Origin of the sequence: Bosea sp. PAMC 26642 (genome assembly GCF_001562255.1) — a bacterium.
Lineage (GTDB): Bacteria > Pseudomonadota > Alphaproteobacteria > Rhizobiales > Beijerinckiaceae > Allobosea.
In genome coordinates, this window is sequence record NZ_CP014301.1 from 1,723,966 (window position 1) to 1,742,241 (window position 18,276).

The following is an 18,276-nucleotide window of genomic DNA, read 5'->3' on the forward strand; positions in this document are numbered from 1 at the left end:
GTCAACCGTAACGGATCGTCCGCGGACGGCCGGCGTCAGTACGCAAGTTCGACGCAAGGCCAGTCTCGCGAGCGTGCAAACGCGGCGTGCTTCGTCTTTTTCGGCAGGCGCGCCGCAGGTCAGGACAGATGTCGGGGCATACGACGCCGCATATCGCATCGGTGGTTCGTCCATACCTGCGGGACCGTGACGGGCTGTGCGCCCGTTCGGATTTCCCGAGCCGCAGATCTGTCTCGATCAAACTCGCCTCCCTCCTGCAACATGCCGGCGAAAGCCGGCCTCAGCGCGGCGTCCCTGCCCGCGGCAGCGGATTTCCGTCCGCAGCCCGGCGGGTCATGACGACGGCTGCGCCAATGGAAACCTCTGATGGCCAACAAGATGCTTATCGATGCCACCCACCCGGAAGAGACCCGGGTCGTGGTGGTCCGCGGATCGCGCGTCGAGGAGTTTGACTTCGAATCCGCCAGCCGCAAGCCGCTGCGGGGCAACATCTACTTGGCGAAGGTGACGCGCGTGGAGCCTTCGCTCCAAGCCGCCTTCGTTGAATATGGCGGCAACCGCCACGGCTTCCTCGCCTTCTCCGAAATCCACCCGGACTATTACCAGATCCCGGTTGCCGACCGGCAGGCCCTGATCGCCGAGGAGGCCCGCGCCGACCGCGAGGACGAGCACGCCGAGGAAAAGCGCGAGAAGCGCGGCGGCCGCCGCGATCGCGGCCGCAGGGGGGACCGTGACGGACGCGCCAAGAAGGCCGCGAACGACGAGACGATCAGTGCGGAGGTCGATGGCGAGACCGCGATCGTCGAGACCGACGGCAAGGAAGCCGCCATGGTCAACGAGGGCGCGCCCGCCTTTGGCGAAGACTTCGCTCCGAGCGTCGCCGAATCGGACAACGAGGACGCCGTCGAGAACGCGGCGCCCCTGACCTTCGAGACGGAAGCCCTCGATGAATCCGAGGCTCCCGCTGAGGCGCAAGAGGCCCGCAGGCCCGCCGAAGAGGACGAGGATGGCGACGAGCACGGCGACGACGCCGAGCACGAGGAGCCCGAGCAGCTTGGCGGCGGCGACGCGCTCGACGACATCCAGGAGCGTCCGCAGCGCCAGTCACGCCGCCAGTACAAGATCCAGGAGGTGATCAAGCGCCGCCAGATCATCCTGGTCCAGGTCGTCAAGGAAGAGCGCGGCAACAAGGGCGCGGCGCTCACCACCTATCTCTCGCTCGCCGGCCGTTATTCGGTCCTGATGCCCAACACCGGCAAGGGCGGCGGCATCTCGCGCAAGATCACCAACACGGAAGATCGCAAGCGCCTCAAGGAAGTCGCCTCCGAGCTGGAGGTGCCCGACGGCATGGGCATCATCCTGCGCACGGCCGGCGCCTCGCGCACCAAGGTCGAGATCAAGCGCGACTACGAATATCTGATGCGGATGTGGGAGAGCGTGCGCGAACTCACGCTGGCCTCGGTCGCCCCGGCGCTGGTCTATGAGGAGGGCAACCTCGTTAAGCGCTCGATCCGCGACCTCTACAACAAGGATATCGACGAGGTCCACGTCGCCGGTGACGAAGCCTATCGCGAGGCCAAGGAATTCATGCGCATGCTCATGCCGAGCCAGGCAAAGAGCGTGAAGGCCTATCGCGAGCAGACGCCGCTCTTCGCGGGCTTCGGCGTCGAAAGCCAGCTCGATGCGATGTTCTCCAGCACGGTGACGCTGAAATCGGGCGGCTACATCGTCATCAACCAGACCGAGGCGCTGGTCGCCATCGACATCAACTCCGGGCGCTCGACCCGCGAGCACAATATCGAGGACACCGCCCTCAAGACCAATATCGAAGCGGCGGAGGAAATCTCCCGCCAGCTTCGCCTGCGCGATCTCGCCGGTCTCATCGTGATCGATTTCATCGACATGGACGAGAACCGCAACAACCGCGCCGTCGAGAAGAAGCTGAAGGACTGCCTCAAGGACGATCGCGCCCGCATCCAGATCGGCCGCATATCCGCCTTCGGCCTGCTCGAAATGTCGCGCCAGCGCATCCGGACCGGCGTACTGGAGAGCTCGTCCATTCCCTGCCCGCACTGCGCCGGCGCCGGCATGATGCGCTCGATCCCGTCCGTCGCGTTGCAGATCCTGCGGGCGTTGGAAGAGGCCTTGATCAAGAGCGCCTCGCACAACCTCACCGTCCGGACACGGCCGGATGTTGCGCTTTATGTACTCAACCAGAAGCGCGCCCACCTGACCGACCTCGAAACCCGCTTCGCCATCTCGATCGGCGTCACAGTCGATGCCACTCTGCTCGGCACCCGCTATTTCGAGGTCGAGCGCGGCGAGTTCGTCGGCAATGAAGGCCGGGTGATCCCGACAAGCTTCAGGGCCGAGACTGTCGCCGATGACGATGACGAGGCGCTCGATGCCGCCGCCGAAGCCGAAGCGCTCGACGCCGAGCAGGAGGTCGATGCGGTCGCCAACGAGAACAAGCCGGAGCTGGCCGAGGGCGAGGCCCGCGGTGAAGGCGGCCGCAAGCGCCGGCGTCGTCGCCGGCGGCGGCGTGGCGGCGAGCGCGACGCCAATGGCGTGCGGCTCGACGGCGGCAGCGATGCCGAAGGTGACGAGGACGGCGAAGGCGACGACGAGGACGGCGACGAGAACGCCGCCGAGACGAGCGAGAGCGAAACCGTCGCGGAGGTTGTCGCCTCCGAGCCGGTCGAGGCGCCCGTCGCAGCCGAACCGGAAGCCGAGGACGCCAAGCCGCGCCGTGGCCGTCGTGGTGGGCGCAAGCCCAAGGCCGACGCCGAGGCTCCCGCCGATGCCGCAGCCGTCTCCGAGACGGTGGAGGCGGTGACGGAAGCCGTCGCTGCTGAGCCCGAGGCGCCAGGACCGGCCGAGAAGCCCAAGCGCGTCAGGGCTCCTCGAAAGAAGGTCGTGCCGATTACCGAAGGTGGCGAACCGGCGCCGGCGGCCGAAGCAGCCCCTGCCCCGGTCGAGGTGCCCGTTGCGGCTGAGCCCGCGCCCGAGCCCGAGCCGACACCAGCGCCCAAGCCGCGCCTCGTCGAGGAACCCGTGGCAGTGGTCCTGACCGAGCCCGACCCGGACCGCCCCAAGCGCGGCGGCTGGTGGAACAAGCTGGCCGGACGAGGCTGAGATGAAAAAGGCCGCTGCGGGACACCGCAGCGGCCTTTTTCTGGACCCGAGGTGCTTGCAATGCCACCGCCCCGCAATCGCGAAAGGCAAATCTTGATTGCGCTTGGCGCAATATTGCTGATCGGTCTTGCTGGACTCGGATGGCAAATGCTTGGCGGCCTCGGCGTTGGGCTTCTTGGCCTGCTCGTATTGTTCGTCGCAGTCCGGGTGGAACTGGAAGGCGACCGGCCTGTCGGAACGCAATCGACGCCGGAGGCCTACGCTCGGCATTTTCAAACCGAAGCGGACCAACCGCATACCGCCCGCGCCAGTCGCCGAGCCGAAGTCGCCTCATTCGTTTCGACGGCGCGTCTGTTTGTAATCGCCGGAGCGGTGCTCACGACGACCGGGTTCGCCCTGTTGTTCTCCGGTGTTGGCCAGCACAATTTTCCTGCCCTGTTCTGGGTTCTGGGTGATGCTTCCATCAACCTCTTCCAGAAGGGCAAGCCGTGGTAGCGACGGCTCAGCATCGGAGCACTCCGCGTGGGGCACAGCCCAACGCCCACCCTCACCCCGCCGCGGGCGCCAGCGGGCTCGGCGGCGGCACGGCCGAGATCGCCGCCGCTGCATTCGCACCCGCGCCTCCCTCCCCGCCGCGCACCGTCACGGCGTTGGAGGCGAACGGCACCTTGGCCTCATTCAGCGCGCGATAGACCCGCTTCAGCGCCTCGCGCTGCAGCATCGAGGCATGGTTGGGTTTGCCGGTGAATTTCAGCCGGATCACGACGGCGCTGTCGGTGATGTCGGCAACGCCCTGCATCTTGAGCTGCGCGATGAAATGCGGCCCGAATTCGGGGTCCTCCAGCAGAGCGAGGCCCGTCTTCTTGATGGTCTTGCGCGCCTGCTCGATATCGGCCGAATGATCGAGCCGAACGTTGAACTTCACCGTCGCCCAGTCGCGGCTGGCATTGGTCAACGATTGGATCTGCCCGAAGGGCACGGTGTGGATCTGCCCGCTCTGATGGCGCATCTGCATCGAGCGCAGCGAGATCTTCTCGACCGTTCCCTTGAGGCGCCCGGTATCGACGTATTCGCCAACGCGGAAGGCGTCCTCCAGCATGAAGAAGACGCCCGACACGATGTCGCGCACCAGCGCCTGCGAGCCGAATGAAATGGCGAGACCGAGAATGCCGAAGCCGGCGAGCAGCGGCCCGATATCGACCCCCAGCCGCGACAGCACGATCAGAATGGTCAGGCCGACGACCGCGCCGAGCACCACGCCGCGCAGCACCGGCAGCACGGTCGCGAGCCGCGTCGGAACGCTCTCACCATGCGCGTCGTCCTCTTCCGTCGGGCCGGTGGCCGTCCGCTTGGGCGTGTAGGCATCGAAGAAGGCGCGCAGGAACACGAGCGCGACCCAGCCGGCGAAGGCGAAGATCGCGACCCCGGCGGCCTGGCGCGAGAAGGCGGTGAACTGGCCCGTGCTCATGCCCAGCAGCAGACCGGCCCAGAGCCGCGCCAGGACGAAGAAACCCGCTGCCCACAAGACGCCGACCGCGCCTGCGCGAAGCGCCGCGCCGGTCGCGTGCGAGAGCGGCGTCGCGTCCGCCCCGACCTGGAGCCGTGCCGCCCGACAGTCGAGCAGGCTGCCGATCCCGACCGCGAGGATCGGGATGATGACGATCGCCGTCTGGGTCAGCGCGGCGGCCTCGGCCCAGCGCCCGCCATTGGCCATCATCGCCGCGGCATTGCCGACAACCCAGAGCGCCACTGCAGAGGCTATGTAGAACCAGGGCGCCATGAGTGCGATCAGGCGCCGCCACGGCCCGGGCTCGGCCGAACCGTTCAGGATGAGCGCACCGAGATCTCGGCGCATGTCGTAAAACCACCAGACCTTGAAGACCAGCCCGAGCAGGCTCGACAGGGCCAGTAGCCCGGCCACCGGCAGCGGACCCGACGAAACGCGGCTCGCCAGCAGGAGTCCGACGACGATCACCGGCGTCACCACGGCATAGACGATCAGCATCTTGAAATGGCGCTCCGCGCGCGGCAGCGGCATGATCCGGCGCTCCGGGGCGCCGGGCGCCAGCAGGAAACGCCCGACCGCGATATAGATGGCCCCGATCGCCGTACCGTTGGCGGCCGTCGTCAGCGTCGCGAGCGCGAGATCGGGCTCCGGCAGCCAGCCATTGCGTGTGAAGCGCGCCGCCGCCAGCGCGAGGATGATCATGGCCACATCCTGGAGGAGCCCCCAGGACGAGGCGATCAGGCGGGGCGTGAACTCTGGCCCCGAGGGCCGCAACTTGTGTGCAAACCATCTCGCGCTCACCAATCGGAACGCAGCGGCGACGGCGAGCGCCAGAAGCGCGATCAACACGATCCGCCACCCGGCGCTAAGCCCGGTCAGGCCGTTCAGATTGCCGCGCCAGGCCCGCTCCCAATCGCCCGGCAGCGCAGCGACGCTGGGAACGGCTGCCCTCCCATATTCGAGGCCGGCGACGAAATGATCCAGGAATGCGTCGATCTGGGTGACGATCGTCTCTTCCTCGACCACATGTGGTTGAACGGCCTCGGGCCTGGCCTTTGCTGGCATGGCCGCGGGAGCGGGCGTCGACCCCATCCGGATCTCGACCTGCCGGCCCTCGCTCGACAGCGCATCGACCATCTTGCGGATGGTCTCGGGCGTCTCGTCGCCCCGCAGGGTCAGGATGACCGGAGATTGAGCCGGGGCCTGCGTCGGCAAGGCAATGCTTGCCATTGCGATGGCCAGGAGAGCGAGAAGCCCCATGCGGGCTCGTCTCGGCACGACCCCGCCAGTTCCAGCGCGATCCATCGCTCGTCTCCGTTCCTCTTCTAGCAGCGAGAATGCGTATCCGCTCGCCCTTGGCAACCGCCGCGTTTCAGCGCCGCTGCAGCCAGCCGCCAAGCCGCGACACCGCCTCCTCGCACTCCGCCAGCGAGCCGGCGAAGGACAGGCGGATCGTGCGCGACCCGCGTCCCTCGTCGAAATCCAGACCCGGCGTGATCGCGACGTGACTCTGCTCCAGAACATCCCGGCAGAACTGCATGGAATCGTTGGAATATCGCCCGATATCGCAATAGATGTAGAACGCGCCGTCCACGGGCCGAAAATCGCCGAGCCCGATCTCCGGCAGCGCCTTCAGCAGGAAGGCGCGGTTCTCCGCATAGCCCGCCTTGATCGCCTCGCATTCCGCCGTCGCCTCGAAGGCCGCCTCACCCGCGACCTGGCTGAGATAGGGCACCGAGATCGAGAAATTCTGCTGCAGCCGCTCGATCGTGCGCACCATGCGCTCCGGCACCACGAGCCAGCCGACGCGCCAGCCGGTCATGCAGTAGTACTTCGAAAATGAGTTGACGATGATCGCGTCGGGATCGGCCACCAGCGCCGTCGTCGCCGGCGCCTCGTAGGTCAGCCCGTGATAGATCTCGTCGGAGATGTACCAGAGCCCGAGCCGGCGGCATTCCGCCGCCACGGCCGCGATCGCGTCCGGCGCCATCACCACCCCGGTCGGGTTGGCCGGACTCATCGTCAGCACGCCCGCCAGGGGCTTCCCAGAATGCGCTTTGGCGATCAACTCCGGCGTCAGCGCGAAGCGCGTCTCCGGCCCGACCTCGATGGCCACCGGCTCCAGCCCAAGCGCGATCAGGATGTTGCGATAGGCCGGATAGCCCGGCGCGGTGATGGCGACGCGCGCGCCCGGCTGGAAACAGGCCAGGAACGCCAGGATAAAGCCGCCCGACGAGCCCGTCGTCACCACGATGCGCTGCGCCGCCACGCTGACGCCATACGCGTCCTGGTAATGTCGCGCGATGCGCTCCCTCAGCGAATCCGTGCCGAGCGCCTGAGTATATCCGATGCGGCCATGCTCCAGCGCCCGTGATGCCGCCGCCCGGATCGAGGCCGGCGTCGGCGCCGAGGGCTGGCCGACCTCCATATGTATCACCGAGCCGCCGGCCCGCTCGATCGCAGCAGCCTGGTTCATCACGTCCATGACGATAAAGGGCGAGACCGCCTGCGCGCGCGCCGCGAGCATGGGGGCAAAGGCGGAATCTGACTTGCTCATGCCGGCTGCCGTAACCGAGCAACCCCTTCCCCGCAACCGCTGGCAGAGCTGTGATTTGACGCCGGCATGACAACGTCACAGAAGCAGGGCAACCCGATGCTCCGCGACCCGGCCGGCGAGCCGAAAGGATTGACGACATGGTTTTGACCCTTGGGCTCCGCCCGGTTCTCGCCCGGCTGCTGAAGCCGGTCCTGCTGGCCTTCTGCGCGCTCGGCCTCGCCGGCTCGCTGGCCTCCGCCCAGGCCCCTGCGCTCACGCCCGAGCAGCGCAAGGCCGTGATGGCCCTCGTCCGCGAGGTGATCCTGCAGAATCCCGAGATCATCCAGGAGGCGATGGTCGAGCTCGAACGCCGCAACAGTGTCGCGCAGGCGGAGGCGCAGCGCAGTGCCGTTACGGCCGAAATGGCCCGACTGATCGATCCGAAGACATCGGCGATCGTCGGCAATCCCCAGGGCGACGTCACCATCGTCGAGTTCATGGATTACAATTGCGGCTTCTGCAAAAGGGCGCTGGAGGATGTCCGTGCGCTCACCAAGGACGACCCCAAGCTCAAGGTCGTGATCAAGGACTTCCCGATTTTGGGGCCCGATTCGGTCGAGGCCAGCCGCGTCGCGGTCGCGGCCATGACCCAGCTTCAGGGCCCGAAATACTTCGAGTTTCACAACAGGCTGATGGCGACCAAGGGCCGGATCAACGGCGTCAAGGCACTTGAAATCGCCAAGGAGGCCGGGGCCGATGTCGAGCGGCTGAAGAAGGACATGGACTCCGCGCAGACCAAAGCCGTGATCGAGGACACGGTGGCGCTGGGCGACCGGCTCGGCCTGACCGGCACGCCAGCCTTCATCCTTGCCGACGAAGTCATCTTCGGCGCGGTCGGCCAGGCAGCGCTCAAGGCCAAGATCGACTCCGTCCGCAAATGCGGCAAGGCGACCTGCAGCGGCTGATCACGTCGGACTTCGGTCGGCATCAGGCTTCCCCTGCCGGCCCGCAGCGTTTATGAGAGCGACGTCTGCCGCTTTCGGGCGGCGCTGGAATCAACGCGCGCCATGGTCGCCGTCCACGTTCTCAACGGTCCCAATCTCAATCTGCTCGGCACCCGCGAACCGGCCACCTATGGCGCGGTCACGCTGGCCGGCGTCGAGGCGCGGCTGAAGGCGAAGGCGGATGCCGCCGGCGTCGAGCTGACCTTCCGCCAGACCAACTACGAGGGCGAGCTCGTCACCTTCATCCAGGAGGCGGGCCTTGCCGGCGCGGGCGTCATCATCAATGCCGGCGCCTACACCCACACTTCGGTCGCACTGCGCGACGCGATCAAGGGCACCGAAGCGCTGGCGATCGAGGTCCACGTCTCGAATGTCCATGCCCGCGAGGACTTCCGGCACCATTCCTACATGGCGCCGGTCTGCGTCGGCGTGATCTGCGGCTTCGGTGTCGCCAGCTACGACCTCGCTTTCGACGCGATCGTGCCTCTTCTCGAAAAGCGCGCTGCGAAACCGGCCGCCTGAATTACCCGTATCCCTGGGACGGCTCCTCTCTGCAGCCGCTGCCCCTCATGAACACATGACGAAGACGGACACCGCCATGGCGACCAAGAGCCCGATCGACCCCGAACTGGTGCGCGAACTCGCCCAGCTTCTCAACGAGACCGATCTGACCGAGATCGAGGTCGAGAAGGGCGATCTGCGCGTCCGCGTCGCCCGCACCATCACCGCGACCGTGCAGGTGCCCGCCCCCATGGCGCAGGCCGCCCCGCTGGCGGCGCCCGCCGCCGCAGCCCCCGCCGAAGGAAAGGCCGCTGCCGCCCATCCCGGCGCCGTTGCGTCGCCGATGGTCGGCACCGCCTATCGCCGCTCCTCGCCGGAGGCAAAGCCCTTCGTCGAGATCGGCTCGGTCGTTAAGGCAGGCGACCGGCTGTTGCTGGTCGAGGCGATGAAGACCTTCAACGACATCGTCGCGCCGCGTGCCGGCAAGGTCGTCGCCATTCTGGTCGAGGACGGGCAGCCGGTCGAATACGGCGAGCCGCTCCTGGTGATCGAGTGACCGGCGCACGGGATACGGACGGCTTCAAGATGTTCGACAAGATCCTGATCGCCAACCGGGGAGAGATCGCGCTTCGCGTGCTGCGCGCCGCCAAGGAGCTCGGCATCGCCACCGTCGCGGTGCACTCGACCGCCGACGCCAACGCCATGCATGTGCGTCTCGCCGACGAGAGCGTCTGCATCGGCCCGCCCTCGGCCCGCGAGAGCTATCTCAACATCCCGGCCCTGATCGCCGCCTGCGAGATCACCGGCGCCGACGCGGTCCATCCCGGCTACGGCTTCCTCTCCGAGAACGCCCGCTTCGCCGAGATCCTCGATCGGCACAAAATCACCTTCATCGGCCCCAAGGCCGAGCATATCCGCAGCATGGGCGACAAGATCGAAGCCAAGCGCACGGCAAAGGCGCTCGGCATCCCCTGCGTTCCGGGCTCCGAAGGTGGCGTCACCGACGACGACGAGGCCCTGCGCATCGCCGCCGAGATCGGCTTCCCCGTCATTATCAAGGCGGCGTCCGGTGGCGGCGGCAAGGGCATGAAGGTTGTGCGCAGCGAGGAGGAGATGTCCGTCTCACTCTCCACCGCGCGCACCGAAGCCAAGGCCAATTTCGGCGACGACGCGGTCTATATCGAGAAGTACCTCGAAAAACCGCGCCATATCGAGATCCAGGTGCTCGGCGACGGCAAAGGCCACGCCATCCATCTCGGCGAGCGCGACTGCTCGCTGCAGCGCCGCCACCAGAAGGTCTGGGAGGAAGGTCCCTCTCCTGCCCTCAACGCCGGCGAGCGCGACAGGATCGGCACGGTCTGCGCCGAAGCCATGGCCAAGCTCGGCTATCTCGGCGCCGGCACCATCGAATTCCTCTACGGGGACGGCGAGTTCTACTTCATCGAGATGAACACCCGCATCCAGGTCGAGCACCCGGTCACCGAGATGATCACCGGCATCGACCTCGTCAACGAGCAAATCCGCATCGCTGCCGGCGCGCCCCTTTCGATCCGGCAACAGGACGTCGTCATCGAGGGCCACGCCATCGAATGCCGCGTCAACGCCGAGCATCCCGCGACTTTCCGGCCCTCGCCCGGCAAGATCGCCTCGTTCCATACGCCCGGCGGCCTCGGCGTCCGCGTCGATTCGGCCGCCTATCAGGGCTACACGATCCCGCCGCACTACGATTCGCTGGTCGGCAAGCTGATCGTCCATGGCCGCAACCGGGCGGAATGCCTGATGCGCCTGCGCCGCTCGCTCGACGAATTCGTCGTCGACGGCGTCGACACAACCCTGCCTTTGTTCCGCACGCTGGTGCGCAACCCCGACATCCTCAACGGCGACTACAACATCCACTGGCTGGAGAAGTTTTTGGCCGCAGGCGGCATGGGCGAAGAAACCGCGTGATCCTCCGCCGTCATCCCGGACGCAGCGAAGCGGAGATCCGGGATCCATCGTAAGGCACGGCGGCGCTTTACGATGGATCCCGGATCGGCGCGGCTCCGCCGCTTGTCCGGGATGACAGTGCGCGAATGACAAGCCGTTTGACTCTACCCCGCCCCCGCGCTCCCCTGCCCTTATGAAAGCCCGCTCCGTGCCCGTCCGCTCGCCGGTGATCACGCCCGAGGTGATGCTGCGCGCCTATGCCGCCGGCATTTTCCCGATGGCCGAGAGCGCCGACGATCCGAGCCTCTTCTGGGTCGAGCCTGAGATTCGCGGCGTCATCCCCCTCGATCGCTTCCATCTGCCGGCGCGACTTGCCCGCACCGTCCGTGCCGACCGCTTCGAAATTCGGATCGACAGCACCTTCGAGCAGGTCATCGGCGCCTGCGCCGAATCGAAGCCTGACCGCCCCGAAACCTGGATCAACGATCGCATCCGCGGAATTTTCTCGGATCTGTTCCACCTTGGCCACGCCCACACGGTCGAGTGCTGGCGCAACGATCGACTCGTCGGCGGACTCTACGGCCTGGCTCTGGGCAGCGCCTTCTTCGGGGAAAGCATGTTCCATCGCGAGACCGACGCCTCGAAGGTCGCGCTGGTCCATCTCGTCGCTCGGCTGCGGCGCGGCGGCTTCGGCCTGCTCGACGCCCAGTTCCAGACCAGCCACCTGTCGCAGTTCGGCACGCTCGAAGTGCCGCGCGAAGCGTACCGTATCCTGCTCGAACGAGCCGTGGCAGGCACCGGCGACTGGTCGCCCTGGCCGGCTGGCCATGTCGTGACCGGCTTGGACGTGCTGGCGGAACTCGCCGACGCCTGAGCGAGCCCTCAGTTGCCGCCGCGCGAGGGGTCCGGCCCAACATTGCGGTTGGGGATCGGATTGGTCGGGAAGAAGCGCTGGCTTGGCGCCTGCTGCGGCGCCACCGGCACGCCCTGCGGCGGCAATACGTCTATGCGCTGGCCAGGCAGCGGCGACACCGGCGGCTGGAGCACGTCGCGCGCCGGCGCAGGCCGCGGCGGCCGGCGCGGTTCCTCGGCGACAGGCGCCTCGGGTTCCCTCGGATCGACCACCAGCTCGGTGCCGCCTTTGCAGTCGGTCAGCCAGACATCGTAGATCGCGTGCTCGACGCCATGCAGGCCGGGGCTCGCCGCATACATCCAGCCGGTGAAGATGCGCCGGTATTCGTTGTTGAACGTCACCTCGTCGACCTCGGTGAAGGTCGTGGTCTGGGGCGCTTCGGTCGGCGGCCGCGTCCAGCAGACGCGCGGCGTCAGCTGCAGCGCACCGAACTGCACCGTCTCGTCGATGGCGACCTCGAAGGAGATGATCCGCCCGGTGATCTTGTCGAGCCCGGCGAAGACGGCGGTCGGATTGCGGATGCGGTCGGCATGGGCCGGTCCCGGCAGCGCGAGCGAGAGCAGAAAGGACGAAACCAGTCCGGCAACGGCCGAAGGGCGGCGGAGAAGCGACATGCTGCGCACGAATCTCTCAAAAGGGGGCGGCCGATGCCGCGCCGCCCGCGCAGTAACACGCCAAAGGCAGCGGAAAAAGGGCGCTTCCTGCACGGTCGCCACTTACGGAAGGCCAAAGCCCGTCAGCCCGATCAGGCCCCCGAGGGCCAGCACGGCGAGCGGGTGCAGGCGTGTCAGGGTCATCACGGCGGCACTCGCGGCGGCGATCGCCAACAGGACCCATTCATGGGTTGTCGCCTGCCCGATCAGTACGGCGCTGGCTGCAACGAGGCCCGCCGTGATCGGGACGAGGCCGGCCTGGACAATGCGGCGCCAGGGCCTGTCCCGGAACCGCTCCCACAGATGCATGACGATGCCGAGCAGCAGCGACGAGATGCCGAAATTGGCGACCGAGGCGACGAGCAGGCCGAGCGGCCCCGCCAGCTGCCACCCGACCAGCGGCACGATCATCATGTTGGGACCCGGAGCAGCCTGCGCCAGCGCAAACAGCGCCCCGAACTCCCGCGCCGTCATCCAGTGATGCAGGTCGACGACCTGCCGCTGCAACTCCGGCAGCATGGTGTTGCCGCCGCCGAAGGCCAGCATCGAAAGCTGCGCGAAGATCAGGAAGAGCGTCAGCGGCGTCGGGGTCACCGCTCGAACCTCCAGCTTGCCAGGATGCCGAGCGGCGCCATGACCAGAAGCGTTGGCACGAGCGGCAGCCTCAGCACGGCCACGGCCAGCACGACGAGCGCCGCGATCGCGAGCCCGACCGGCCGGCGGCGCAGCGGCAGCCCGATCTTGATCGTGGTCGAGATCAGAAGGCCTGCCGCGGCGGCCGCGAGACCGGCGAAGAAATGGCGCAGATGCGGGTCGTCGGCATAGCGCGCATAGACCACGCCGAGTCCGATCACGATCACCGTCGGCGCAGCGAGAATCCCCAGCAACCCCGCGAGGGCGCCGGGCACCCCGCGGAACTTCAGCCCGACCGCGACCGACATGTTGATCGCATTGCCGCCGGGCATGAACTGGCAGACGCCGAGCAGTTCGGTGAACGCCTCGGGGTTCAGCCATCTGCGGCGCTCGACCAGCATGTCTCGCAGCATCGGCAGCACGCCGCCAAAGCCCGTCAGGCCGAGCATGAGGAAGGCGAGGAAGATCTGCGGCGTGGTCGGCCGGGTCTGCTCGGGCCCCGGATCGGTGACATCAGCCGCCGAGGGCGTCGTGAAATCCTGCGACGGCACCTGTCGGATGCCGACTCAGCGCCCCGGCGTCCAGGCCTCGTAGTCGCCGGTCGCGGCCGGGCGCTCGCCCTCGGCCAAAGTCGAGCCCTTTGGCCGGTAGGCCAAGGCCGTGCCGGTCCAGTTCTGCTGGTGCGGCTCCTGCCACTCGCGCGGCTGGTAGCGCTCCTCGGAAGGCGCGACGTCGACGGTGTGGTGCAGCCAGCCGTTCCAGCCCGGCGGGATCTTGGAGGCCTCGGCCTCGCCGTTATAGACGACCCAGCGGCGCTGGATGCCGAGCGCCTTGTCCTTCACCCCACCCTTGGTGCGGTAATAGACATTGCCGGACTCGTCCTCGCCGACCCGCTCGCCGAAGCGCCAGGTGTGGAAGCGGGTGCCGATGGTCTGGCCGTTCCACCAGGTGAAGATCTGCAGCAGGAAAGGCTTCATGGGCTCGTACCCGTCGCGGTCGGTCTGCGTCATGCGTCGCCGCGACTTATGAAGATGCGGACCGGCGCTGTCCAGTCCGCGGCATCCTCGACACGCGCGGAAACCGCCCCGCCACGATTCGGCCCCGATTCGAATTGGCAGCCAAGGCATCCTCTCCGCGCGAACGCACCGCCACTTCAAGCACTTGATCGCGCCTGTGCAGATTCCGCTTCCATGCGCCCGCCCCGGCACCGCCCGCTAACGCTTGGTCAACCATCCTTGAGCTGAATCGCGCCGCTTCCATTGCCGGCCGACTGTGGCACTCTTGCCCGGCGCTCGGATTCGTCCCGCGATTCCCAAGGCTTAGCCGCCGGCCTTGAGACTTATCCCCATAACTCACACATCCTACCAGATGTCGTGTCCACAGGGTTTGCGGCGCACTAATCCTTGACTGGACGACCTGTTCGGGACTAGTTTTTGACGATCGCATGACGGCCGGCGCAAAGCGCCAATCGACACCTGCGAAAGAGTTTCCAGTGGGTCGATGCGGTCATTGCGGCATGCCGGTAACGGCAATGGCGAAGGATCGTCTGCGGACCTGTCTGGCCGCAACCGGACGAAGCGAGGCGGGTGACAACGCCAAGACGTCCACGGGGCATCAAACCGAGTTTGGATATCCGGAGCCGGTGATCAACCGGCCGCGCGAGGCATCATCGCCCGCGGCAGATCTTGAGGGACGACAGATCATGCGCATCGAGCGCCGCTATACCACCGCCGGCCAGTCGCCTTACGCCGCGATTCCGTTCCGCTCCGCCGTCAGCGAGATCCGCAACCCTGATGGCTCGATCGTCTTCCGGCTGGAGGGCATCGAGGTTCCCGAGGCCTGGTCGCAGGTCGCCAGCGACGTCCTCGCGCAAAAGTATTTCCGCAAGGCCGGCGTGCCCGCGCGCCTGAAGAAGGTCGAGGAGAACGACGTTCCCTCCTTCCTCTGGCGCGCCGTACCCGACGAGGCCGCCCTCGCCGCCCTGCCCGAGAAGGAGCGCTACGGCTCCGAGATCTCCTCCAAGCAGGTCTTCGACCGGCTCGCCGGCTGCTGGACCTATTGGGGCTGGAAGGGCGGCTATTTCTCCTCCGAGGACGACGCGCAGGCCTTCCATGACGAATTGCGCTTCATGCTCGCCCGCCAGATGGTAGCGCCGAACTCACCGCAATGGTTCAACACCGGCCTGCACTGGGCCTATGGCATCGACGGCCCGAGCCAGGGCCATTTCTACGTCGACTTCAAGACCGGCAAGCTGGTCAAGTCGAAGTCGAGCTACGAGCACCCGCAGCCCCATGCCTGTTTCATCCAGGGCGTGCAGGACGACCTCGTCAACGAGGGCGGCATCATGGACCTCTGGGTCCGCGAGGCGCGCCTGTTCAAATACGGCTCGGGCACCGGCTCGAACTTCTCGATGCTGCGCGGCGAGGGCGAAAAGCTCGCCGGCGGCGGCCGCTCGTCGGGCCTGATGTCCTTCCTCAAGATCGGCGACCGCGCCGCGGGCGCGATCAAGTCGGGCGGCACGACGCGTCGCGCTGCCAAGATGGTCGTGGTCGACGTCGATCACCCCGACATCGAGACCTATATCGACTGGAAGGTTCGCGAGGAGCAGAAGGTCGCGGCCCTCGTCACCGGTTCCAAGGTTGTGCAGAAGCACATGAAGGCCGTGATGAAGGCCTGCATCAACTGCGAGGGCGAAGGCGATTCCTGCTTCGACGTCGAGAAGAACCCCGCACTCAAGCGGGAGGTGAAGCTCGCCCGCAAGGCGATGGTGCCCGACAACTACATCAAGCGGGTCATCCAGTTCGCCAGGCAGGGCTACACCGAGATCAAGTTCGACACCTACGACACCGACTGGGATTCCGAGGCCTATCTCACCGTCTCCGGCCAGAATTCGAACAACTCCGTCTCGCTGACCGACGACTTCCTGCGCGCGGTCGAAACGGACGGCGACTGGAACCTGACCGGCCGCACCACCGGCAAGGTGATGAAGACGCTGAAGGCCCGCGACCTCTGGGAGAAGATCGGCTACGCCGCCTGGGCGAGCGCCGATCCCGGCCTGCACTTCAACACCACCATGAACGACTGGCACACCTGCAAGGCGTCCGGCCGCATTCGCGCGTCCAATCCCTGCTCGGAGTACATGTTCCTCGACGACACCGCCTGCAATCTGGCCTCGGCCAACCTGCTGCAGTTCTACGATCGCGACACCAAGGCCTTCGACGTCGCGGCCTACGAGCATCTCTGCCGGCTCTGGACCGTAGTGCTCGAAATCTCGGTGACGATGGCGCAGTTTCCCTCGAAGGAAATCGCCGAACTCTCCTACGAGTACCGTACGCTCGGACTCGGCTACGCCAATATCGGCGGCCTGCTGATGACAATGGGCCTCGGCTACGATTCAGACGAGGGCCGCGCGCTGGCCGGCGCCCTGACCGCCGTCATGACCGGCGTCAGCTATGCCACCTCCGCCGAGATGGCCGGCGAGCTCGGCCCCTTCCCGGGCTACAAGAAGAACGCCGCCCACATGCTGCGGGTCATCCGCAACCATCGCGTCGCGGCCCATGGCCTCGCCTCGGGCTATGAGGGGCTGGAAGTCACGCCGGTCCCGCTCGACCACGGCACGCTCGCCCGCCTCGGCGGCTCCAGCGCCGTCCTGTCGCAGCGCGCCAAGGCCGCCTGGGACGAGGCGTTGGCGCTCGGCGAGACGCATGGCTACCGCAACGCCCAGTCGACCGTGATCGCGCCCACCGGCACGATCGGCCTCGTCATGGATTGCGACACCACCGGCATCGAGCCCGATTTCGCGCTGGTGAAGTTCAAGAAGCTCGCCGGCGGCGGCTACTGGAAGATCATCAACGGCGCGGTGCCCGACGCGCTGCGCGCGCTCGGCTACCGCGAGAGCGAGATCGCCGAGATCGAGGCCTATGCGGTCGGCCACGGCACGCTGGCCCAGTCGCCCGGCATCAACCACGGCTCGCTCAAGGCCAGGGGCTTCCCGCAGGACAAGATCGACGCCGTCGAGAAGGACCTCAAGGCCGCCTTCGATATCAAGTTCGTCTTCAACAAATGGACGTTGGGCGAGGACTTCCTGGTCAACGTGCTGAAGGTGCCGGCCGAAAAGCTCGCCGATCCGACCTTCGAACTGCTGCCCTTCCTCGGCTTCACCAGGCCTGAGATCGAGGCCGCCAACGTCCATGTCTGCGGCGCCATGACGCTGGAAGGCGCCCCGCACCTCAAGACCGAACACTACAGCGTCTTCGATTGCGCCAACCCCTGCGGGCGCATCGGCAAGCGCTATCTCTCGGTCGAGAGCCATATCCGCATGATGGCGGCGGCCCAGCCCTTCATCTCGGGCGCGATCTCCAAGACCATCAACATGCCCAACGACGCCACCGTTGAGGACTGCAAGAGCGCCTACATGCTCTCGTGGAAGCTGGCCTTGAAGGCCAACGCCCTCTATCGCGACGGCTCGAAACTCTCCCAGCCGCTGAACTCGGCCCTGATCGCCGACGAGGACGACGAGGAGGATCCTGTCGAGGCGCTGCACCAGATGCCGATGACGGCCCGCGCCGGCCACATCGCCGAAAAGATCGTCGAGCGGATCGTCGAGCGCGTCGAGCGCAACCGCGAGCAGGAAAAGCTGCCGACCCGCCGCAAGGGCTACACCCAGAAGGCCAAGATCGGCGGCCACACGCTGTTCCTGCGCACCGGCGAATATGATGACGGCCGGCTCGGCGAGATCTTCCTCGACATGAACAAGGAAGGCTCGGCGCTGCGCGCGCTGATCAACAACTTCGCCATCTCGGTGTCGCTGGGCCTGCAATATGGCGTGCCGCTGGAGGAGTATGTCGACGCCTTCACCTTCACCCGCTTCGAGCCCGCCGGCTTCGTCCAGGGCAACGACTCGATCAAGAACGCGACCTCGATCCTCGACTACGTCTTCCGCGAGTTGGCGATCTCCTATCTCGGCCGTTACGAACTGGCCCATATCGACCCCAGCGAGGTCGGCAATATCGGTCTCTCCAGCGGCGACGGACAGGGCATCGCGAGCGCCGCGCCGCAGCAGACCTCGGTCTCGAAGGGCCTCGTCCGCTCGCGCGCCGACAAGCTGATGCTGGTCTCGGGCGGTGCCGCCCCCGACGCCCCGCGGCCCGCCGCCGCCCATGGCTACGCTACGGCCGGCGCCACGGCCCTGAAGCAGGAGCCAGAAGCGTTTGGCGAAGCCGAGATGGCAAAGCTCGGCTTTGCGGCACCCGCCGCCCAAGCCCAGCCAAAAGCCTCGGAATTGCGCGCCGAGGCGATCATGAAGGGCTATGTCGGTGATTCCTGCGGAGAGTGCGGGAATTTCACGCTGGTCCGGAACGGCACGTGCCTGAAGTGCAATACGTGTGGCAGCACGACGGGGTGTTCGTGACGCGTCATCGTTGACGGTTGTAAAGCGAGGCATAGTGTTGCCGCGTTTGTAGGAAAGT

14 protein-coding genes are annotated in these 18,276 nt (G+C 66.8%); 8 read left to right on the plus strand and 6 right to left on the minus strand.

Features of this window, described 5'->3' with window-relative positions; translation table 11 throughout:
• Window positions 1–366: 366 nt before the first annotated feature.
• Together AXW83_RS08075 and AXW83_RS08080 are read left to right on the plus strand one after the other, a co-directional pair.
• The gene (locus AXW83_RS08075; RefSeq protein ID WP_066612170.1) at window positions 367–3,135 is read left to right on the plus strand and encodes an Rne/Rng family ribonuclease; all 2,769 of its coding nucleotides are present in this window, start codon (window positions 367–369) and stop codon (window positions 3,133–3,135) included.
• Window positions 3,136–3,195: 60 nt separating this feature from the next.
• Window positions 3,196–3,630, plus strand: a complete 435-nt coding sequence (locus AXW83_RS08080) for a hypothetical protein (RefSeq protein ID WP_156639875.1) — start codon at window positions 3,196–3,198, stop codon at window positions 3,628–3,630.
• A 52-nt stretch (window positions 3,631–3,682) separates the two neighbouring features.
• Here AXW83_RS08080 and AXW83_RS08085 read toward each other — a convergent pair whose 3' ends face one another.
• Both AXW83_RS08085 and AXW83_RS08090 read right to left on the minus strand, forming a co-directional pair.
• Window positions 3,683–5,947 (minus strand): mechanosensitive ion channel family protein, encoded by a 2,265-nt coding sequence (locus AXW83_RS08085; protein ID WP_082767015.1) that lies wholly within the window; start codon window positions 5,945–5,947, stop codon window positions 3,683–3,685.
• 67 nt (window positions 5,948–6,014) lie between these two features.
• The gene (locus AXW83_RS08090) at window positions 6,015–7,199 is read right to left on the minus strand and encodes a pyridoxal phosphate-dependent aminotransferase (protein WP_066612174.1); all 1,185 of its coding nucleotides are present in this window, start codon (window positions 7,197–7,199) and stop codon (window positions 6,015–6,017) included.
• 137 nt (window positions 7,200–7,336) lie between these two features.
• On the opposite strand from AXW83_RS08090, the gene AXW83_RS08095 reads away from it, so the two are divergent.
• The 5 genes from AXW83_RS08095 (at window position 7,337) to aat (ending at window position 11,483) form a co-directional block, all read left to right on the plus strand.
• Window positions 7,337–8,143, plus strand: a complete 807-nt coding sequence (locus tag AXW83_RS08095; RefSeq protein WP_082767016.1) for a DsbA family protein — start codon at window positions 7,337–7,339, stop codon at window positions 8,141–8,143.
• A 102-nt stretch (window positions 8,144–8,245) separates the two neighbouring features.
• Entirely contained in the window at window positions 8,246–8,704 is a 459-nt protein-coding gene (aroQ, locus tag AXW83_RS08100; RefSeq protein ID WP_066612175.1) for a type II 3-dehydroquinate dehydratase, read from the plus strand.
• Between the two features lie 76 nt (window positions 8,705–8,780).
• Complete coding sequence (accB, locus tag AXW83_RS08105; protein WP_066620101.1) at window positions 8,781–9,239, plus strand: acetyl-CoA carboxylase biotin carboxyl carrier protein; 459 nt, start codon at window positions 8,781–8,783, stop codon at window positions 9,237–9,239.
• A 29-nt stretch (window positions 9,240–9,268) separates the two neighbouring features.
• The gene (gene accC / locus AXW83_RS08110) at window positions 9,269–10,630 is read left to right on the plus strand and encodes an acetyl-CoA carboxylase biotin carboxylase subunit (protein ID WP_066620104.1); all 1,362 of its coding nucleotides are present in this window, start codon (window positions 9,269–9,271) and stop codon (window positions 10,628–10,630) included.
• A 223-nt stretch (window positions 10,631–10,853) separates the two neighbouring features.
• Window positions 10,854–11,483, plus strand: coding sequence for a leucyl/phenylalanyl-tRNA--protein transferase (aat, locus tag AXW83_RS08115; RefSeq protein WP_236841934.1), 630 nt, complete (start codon window positions 10,854–10,856; stop codon window positions 11,481–11,483).
• Window positions 11,484–11,491: 8 nt separating this feature from the next.
• Here the strand turns inward: aat and AXW83_RS08120 are convergent, their stop codons facing one another.
• The 4 genes from AXW83_RS08120 to AXW83_RS08135 form a co-directional block, all read right to left on the minus strand.
• A complete protein-coding gene (locus tag AXW83_RS08120) occupies window positions 11,492–12,136 on the minus strand; it encodes a DUF2155 domain-containing protein (protein WP_066612177.1) in 645 nt (214 codons plus the stop codon).
• A gap of 102 nt (window positions 12,137–12,238) precedes the next feature.
• Window positions 12,239–12,769: a chromate transporter gene (locus AXW83_RS27635; protein ID WP_210179653.1), complete on the minus strand. Its 531-nt coding sequence runs from the start codon at window positions 12,767–12,769 to the stop codon at window positions 12,239–12,241.
• Window positions 12,766–13,359: a chromate transporter gene (locus tag AXW83_RS27640; protein WP_236841860.1), complete on the minus strand. Its 594-nt coding sequence runs from the start codon at window positions 13,357–13,359 to the stop codon at window positions 12,766–12,768. Before AXW83_RS27640 ends, AXW83_RS27635 begins: the two co-directional genes overlap by 4 nt.
• Window positions 13,360–13,374: 15 nt before the next feature.
• Window positions 13,375–13,785, minus strand: a complete 411-nt coding sequence (locus tag AXW83_RS08135) for an NADH:ubiquinone oxidoreductase subunit NDUFA12 (RefSeq protein WP_066620115.1) — start codon at window positions 13,783–13,785, stop codon at window positions 13,375–13,377.
• Between the two features lie 725 nt (window positions 13,786–14,510).
• Here AXW83_RS08135 and AXW83_RS08140 point away from each other — a divergent pair.
• Window positions 14,511–18,218 carry a vitamin B12-dependent ribonucleotide reductase gene (locus AXW83_RS08140; protein WP_066620117.1) on the plus strand — a complete coding sequence of 1,236 codons (3,708 nt, stop codon included), beginning with the start codon at window positions 14,511–14,513 and terminating at the stop codon, window positions 18,216–18,218.
• Window positions 18,219–18,276: the final 58 nt, after the last annotated feature.